Consider the following 4,863-nt stretch of genomic DNA (forward strand, 5'->3'; position numbering starts at 1 on the left):
CAAATTGCTTGGGTGTTATATGGTCAAGCCTCACGGGCAATTAGTATTGGTTAGCTCAACGCCTCACAGCGCTTACACACCCAACCTATCAACGTCGTAGTCTTCGACGGCCCTTCAGGGAACTCAAGGTTCCAGTGAGATCTCATCTTGAGGCTAGTTTCCCGCTTAGATGCTTTCAGCGGTTATCTATTCCGAACATAGCTACCCGGCAATGCCACTGGCGTGACAACCGGAACACCAGAGGTTCGTCCACTCCGGTCCTCTCGTACTAGGAGCAGCCCCTCTCAAATCTCAAACGTCCACGGCAGATAGGGACCGAACTGTCTCACGACGTTCTAAACCCAGCTCGCGTACCACTTTAAATGGCGAACAGCCATACCCTTGGGACCGGCTTCAGCCCCAGGATGTGATGAGCCGACATCGAGGTGCCAAACACCGCCGTCGATATGAACTCTTGGGCGGTATCAGCCTGTTATCCCCGGAGTACCTTTTATCCGTTGAGCGATGGCCCTTCCATACAGAACCACCGGATCACTAAGACCTACTTTCGTACCTGCTCGACGTGTCTGTCTCGCAGTCAAGCGCGCTTTTGCCTTTATACTCTACGACCGATTTCCGACCGGTCTGAGCGCACCTTCGTACTCCTCCGTTACTCTTTAGGAGGAGACCGCCCCAGTCAAACTACCCACCATACACTGTCCTCGATCCGGATAACGGACCTGAGTTAGAACCTCAAAGTTGCCAGGGTGGTATTTCAAGGTTGGCTCCACGCGAACTGGCGTCCACGCTTCAAAGCCTCCCACCTATCCTACACAAGCAAATTCAAAGTCCAGTGCAAAGCTATAGTAAAGGTTCACGGGGTCTTTCCGTCTAGCCGCGGATACACTGCATCTTCACAGCGATTTCAATTTCACTGAGTCTCGGGTGGAGACAGCGCCGCCATCGTTACGCCATTCGTGCAGGTCGGAACTTACCCGACAAGGAATTTCGCTACCTTAGGACCGTTATAGTTACGGCCGCCGTTTACCGGGGCTTCGATCAAGAGCTTCGCGTTAGCTAACCCCATCAATTAACCTTCCGGCACCGGGCAGGCGTCACACCCTATACGTCCACTTTCGTGTTTGCAGAGTGCTGTGTTTTTAATAAACAGTCGCAGCGGCCTGGTATCTTCGACCGGCATGAGCTTACGGAGCAAGTCCTTCACCCTCACCGGCGCACCTTCTCCCGAAGTTACGGTGCCATTTTGCCTAGTTCCTTCACCCGAGTTCTCTCAAGCGCCTTGGTATTCTCTACCCAACCACCTGTGTCGGTTTGGGGTACGGTTCCTGGTTACCTGAAGCTTAGAAGCTTTTCTTGGAAGCATGGCATCAACCACTTCGTCGTCTAAAAGACAACTCGTCATCAGCTCTCGGCCTTAGAATCCCGGATTTACCTAAGATTCCAGCCTACCACCTTAAACTTGGACTACCAACGCCAAGCTGGCCTAGCCTTCTCCGTCCCTCCATCGCAATAACCAGAAGTACAGGAATATTAACCTGTTTTCCATCGACTACGCTTTTCAGCCTCGCCTTAGGGACCGACTAACCCTGCGTCGATTAACGTTGCGCAGGAAACCTTGGTCTTTCGGCGTGGGTGTTTTTCACACCCATTATCGTTACTCATGTCAGCATTCGCACTTCTGATACCTCCAGCAAGCTTCTCAACTCACCTTCACAGGCTTACAGAACGCTCCTCTACCGCATCACCTAAGTGATACCCGTAGCTTCGGTGTATGGTTTGAGCCCCGTTACATCTTCCGCGCAGGCCGACTCGACTAGTGAGCTATTACGCTTTCTTTAAAGGGTGGCTGCTTCTAAGCCAACCTCCTAGCTGTCTAAGCCTTCCCACATCGTTTCCCACTTAACCATAACTTTGGGACCTTAGCTGACGGTCTGGGTTGTTTCCCTTTTCACGACGGACGTTAGCACCCGCCGTGTGTCTCCCATGCTCGGCACTTGTAGGTATTCGGAGTTTGCATCGGTTTGGTAAATCGGGATGATCCCCTAGCCGAAACAGTGCTCTACCCCCTACAGTGATACATGAGGCGCTACCTAAATAGCTTTCGAGGAGAACCAGCTATCTCCGAGCTTGATTAGCCTTTCACTCCGATCCACAGGTCATCCGCTAACTTTTCAACGGTAGTCGGTTCGGTCCTCCAGTTAGTGTTACCCAACCTTCAACCTGCCCATGGATAGATCGCCCGGTTTCGGGTCTATTCCCAGCGACTAGACGCCCTATTAAGACTCGCTTTCGCTACGCCTCCCCTATTCGGTTAAGCTCGCCACTGAAAATAAGTCGCTGACCCATTATACAAAAGGTACGCAGTCACCCAACAAAGTGGGCTCCCACTGCTTGTACGCATACGGTTTCAGGATCTATTTCACTCCCCTCTCCGGGGTTCTTTTCGCCTTTCCCTCACGGTACTAGTTCACTATCGGTCAGTCAGTAGTATTTAGCCTTGGAGGATGGTCCCCCCATATTCAGACAAAGTTTCTCGTGCTCCGTCCTACTCGATTTCATGACTAAGAGATTTTCGCGTACAGGGCTATCACCCACTATGGCCGCACTTTCCAGAGCGTTCCGCTAATCTCAAAGCCACTTAAGGGCTAGTCCCCGTTCGCTCGCCACTACTAAGGGAATCTCGGTTGATTTCTTTTCCTCAGGGTACTTAGATGTTTCAGTTCCCCTGGTTCGCTCCATACACCTATGTATTCAGTGTAAGGTAACCATCTTATGATGGCTGGGTTCCCCCATTCAGACATCTCCGGATCAAAGTCTGTTTGCCGACTCCCCGAAGCTTTTCGCAGGCTACCACGTCTTTCATCGCCTCTGACTGCCAAGGCATCCACCGTATGCGCTTCTTCACTTGACCATATAACCCCAAGCAATCTGGTTATACTGTGAAGACGACATTCGCCGAAAATTCGCAATTTAACTCACAAATTTTACCTTAGCCTGTAACAACACCAGTGAAAGTGTTGCCCAGTCTAACTTTCTATTACATACCCAAATTTTTAAAGAACGATCTAATCAAAGACTAGAAATCAACATTCACCATCATCACAATGGAATGCTCATTTCTAAGCTTTACATGACAGAAGCAGTAGTGGTGGAGCCAAACGGGATCGAACCGTTGACCTCCTGCGTGCAAGGCAGGCGCTCTCCCAGCTGAGCTATGGCCCCGTATTTCTACAGGCGTTTCCCACACAAAATTGGTGGGTCTGGGCAGATTCGAACTGCCGACCTCACCCTTATCAGGGGTGCGCTCTAACCAACTGAGCTACAGACCCAATTTCGGGCTGCTTCTAAATCGTCTTCTTCAATGAATCAAGCAATTCGTGTGGGAACTTATGGAGCAGCTGATGTCGTCGATTAAGGAGGTGATCCAGCCGCAGGTTCCCCTACGGCTACCTTGTTACGACTTCACCCCAGTCATGAATCACACCGTGGTAACCGTCCTCCCGAAGGTTAGACTAGCTACTTCTGGTGCAACCCACTCCCATGGTGTGACGGGCGGTGTGTACAAGGCCCGGGAACGTATTCACCGCGACATTCTGATTCGCGATTACTAGCGATTCCGACTTCACGCAGTCGAGTTGCAGACTGCGATCCGGACTACGATCGGTTTTCTGGGATTAGCTCCACCTCGCGGCTTGGCAACCCTCTGTACCGACCATTGTAGCACGTGTGTAGCCCAGGCCGTAAGGGCCATGATGACTTGACGTCATCCCCACCTTCCTCCGGTTTGTCACCGGCAGTCTCCTTAGAGTGCCCACCATTACGTGCTGGTAACTAAGGACAAGGGTTGCGCTCGTTACGGGACTTAACCCAACATCTCACGACACGAGCTGACGACAGCCATGCAGCACCTGTCTCAATGTTCCCGAAGGCACCAATCTATCTCTAGAAAGTTCATTGGATGTCAAGGCCTGGTAAGGTTCTTCGCGTTGCTTCGAATTAAACCACATGCTCCACCGCTTGTGCGGGCCCCCGTCAATTCATTTGAGTTTTAACCTTGCGGCCGTACTCCCCAGGCGGTCAACTTAATGCGTTAGCTGCGCCACTAAGAGCTCAAGGCTCCCAACGGCTAGTTGACATCGTTTACGGCGTGGACTACCAGGGTATCTAATCCTGTTTGCTCCCCACGCTTTCGCACCTCAGTGTCAGTATTAGTCCAGGTGGTCGCCTTCGCCACTGGTGTTCCTTCCTATATCTACGCATTTCACCGCTACACAGGAAATTCCACCACCCTCTACCATACTCTAGCCTGTCAGTTTTGAATGCAGTTCCCAGGTTGAGCCCGGGGATTTCACATCCAACTTAACAAACCACCTACGCGCGCTTTACGCCCAGTAATTCCGATTAACGCTTGCACCCTCTGTATTACCGCGGCTGCTGGCACAGAGTTAGCCGGTGCTTATTCTGTCGGTAACGTCAAGACAATCACGTATTAGGTAACTGCCCTTCCTCCCAACTTAAAGTGCTTTACAATCCGAAGACCTTCTTCACACACGCGGCATGGCTGGATCAGGCTTTCGCCCATTGTCCAATATTCCCCACTGCTGCCTCCCGTAGGAGTCTGGACCGTGTCTCAGTTCCAGTGTGACTGATCATCCTCTCAGACCAGTTACGGATCGTCGCCTTGGTGAGCCATTACCCCACCAACTAGCTAATCCGACCTAGGCTCATCTGATAGCGCAAGGCCCGAAGGTCCCCTGCTTTCTCCCGTAGGACGTATGCGGTATTAGCGTCCGTTTCCGAACGTTATCCCCCACTACCAGGCAGATTCCTAGGCATTACTCACCCGTCCGCCGCTCTCAAGAG

General features: G+C 51.7%; 2 tRNA genes and 2 rRNA genes. All 4 read right to left on the reverse strand.

Annotated features, from left to right (window positions below):
- Positions 1-19 precede the first annotated feature (19 nt).
- Positions 20-2,911, reverse strand: a 23S ribosomal RNA gene (locus tag ACZRJ6_RS26115).
- Positions 2,912-3,146: 235 nt separating this feature from the next.
- Positions 3,147-3,222: transfer RNA gene (locus ACZRJ6_RS26120), tRNA-Ala, on the reverse strand.
- A 30-nt stretch (positions 3,223-3,252) separates the two neighbouring features.
- Positions 3,253-3,329: transfer RNA gene (locus tag ACZRJ6_RS26125), tRNA-Ile, on the reverse strand.
- A gap of 83 nt (positions 3,330-3,412) precedes the next feature.
- A 16S ribosomal RNA gene (locus tag ACZRJ6_RS26130) occupies positions 3,413-4,863 on the reverse strand; the annotation flags it as partial.

The organism is Pseudomonas sp. C321 (genome assembly GCF_055407105.1).